Origin of the sequence: Microcoleus sp. B7-D4, assembly GCF_036705125.1 — a bacterium.
Taxonomy (GTDB): domain Bacteria; phylum Cyanobacteriota; class Cyanobacteriia; order Cyanobacteriales; family Microcoleaceae; genus Microcoleus.
The window spans coordinates 1-1,384 of the sequence record NZ_JAUBTT010000258.1 but is presented as its reverse complement, the minus strand read 5'-3'; the positions used below and the strand labels follow the sequence as shown (position 1 = coordinate 1,384).

Sequence of the window (1,384 nt, the reverse complement as noted above, 5' to 3'; positions counted from 1 at the left end):
AAAGCTTTAGAAGCTGCTGCGCCGGATATTTTGGCAGCGAATTCGGCTGACTGCAAGGCGGCAAGCGCGGATGGAATAGCGAAACCGCTGTACGATCGCCTAAAGTTGGATGAGAGCAAGTTGAAAAGTGCGATCGCAGGCGTGCGCGACGTTGCGATCCACAAAATCGGCTGAAAAAATACAACCCAGGCACGGAAGGCGTTTGGGGATGTACCCGTTGTTACTACTGCAACTGGGTTTGTCCGATGGAAGTTGCGCCGATGGATCAAAGAGGTAAGATTAAACAAGAGATTATCGGGCGCAAAGATGACCACGCCAGTCGATCGATTCGCCATCGGAAAGTCTGAATCAATAAAGAATTACGATTTTAGATTTCACAAATCCTAATCCTTGCATCCCAAATCTCAAATCCACGGCACGTCTTGGTCAAATACCATCTGTGTATCATCAACATAAGATTGGCAATTGTGGGAAATTCTAAACCTTATTTAATAGCAAAAAAGGAGTTTCGACAGTGATGAAAAAAAACATTAAAGTTATTGTCACTAAGATTTACGATATATTCTTTGCAAGTATAGTAAATTTTGCTATCACAAGATACATGGAGACAGACTTTCTCTATAAATACTTACTTTACGGAAATGAAGAACGCTTGCAAATTGCTAAAACCGCTGTGGTAAACAATGCTACTTTTAACACAATTTCTGGCACTATCCAAATAGGAGAATATGTATTTTTTGGATTTCATGTTGTAGTGTTAACAGGAACACATGATTATAATAAATTCGGACGTGAAAGACAGATAACGGTTCCAGGTGTTGGAAAAGACGTAATCATTAAGGAGGGAGCTTGGCTGGCTAGTAATGTTACTGTTATTGGCCCTTGTATAATTGGAGAACATTCAGTGGTAGCTGCTTGTTCTCTTGTTAATAAGGATGTACCGCCTTATACTATTGTCGCTGGAATACCTGCTAGAGTTATCAAAAAAATTACCCCCCCTTCCAATACCGATCAAACGGTCGGTTAATAACCAGTTGTATTGGGAATTAAAGTGTTGAGTGAGAATCAGTCCTGAAGGAACTCTGACTCTCGGAAACCGGGTTTTTAAATCTTAAGTAAACCCACCGAAAACAACACAATATCCAGATACCCGACTTCTTCAAAAAGTCGGGTATCTAAAAAAAGACAATTTTACCATTTTAAAAGAACTAAATCAAATCTTAAGCAGGAAATGACACGAAGAGAAGTGCAATACCGATCGCGAGGGAGCATCTCATATTTGTAAAAATACTTCTTCTGGCTCCTTCCTTCTTCTGGCTCCTTCCTTCTTCTGGCTCCTTCCTTCTTCCTCTTTCCTTCTGCCTCCTGCCTCCTGCCTCCTGCC

The 1,384-nt window shown here is 41.1% G+C and carries 1 protein-coding gene and 2 pseudogenes; all 3 read left to right on the top strand.

Annotation, left to right across the window (positions count from 1 at the left end; all coding sequences use genetic code 11):
* Positions 1 to 153: pseudogene (locus QUB12_RS37330) on the top strand (glutamate-5-semialdehyde dehydrogenase); the annotation flags it as partial.
* Between the two features lie 8 nt (positions 154 to 161).
* Positions 162 to 344, top strand: a pseudogene (locus tag QUB12_RS37325) (succinate dehydrogenase/fumarate reductase iron-sulfur subunit); the annotation flags it as partial.
* Between the two features lie 173 nt (positions 345 to 517).
* Positions 518 to 1,027, top strand: a complete 510-nt coding sequence (locus QUB12_RS37320; protein ID WP_333311114.1) for an acyltransferase — start codon at positions 518 to 520, stop codon at positions 1,025 to 1,027.
* Positions 1,028 to 1,384: the final 357 nt, after the last annotated feature.

Coding starts and splice junctions, on each gene's coding strand:
- QUB12_RS37320 (WP_333311114.1), top strand. CDS start 518: ATGAAAAAAAACATTAAAGTTATTGTCACTAAGATTTACGATATATTC.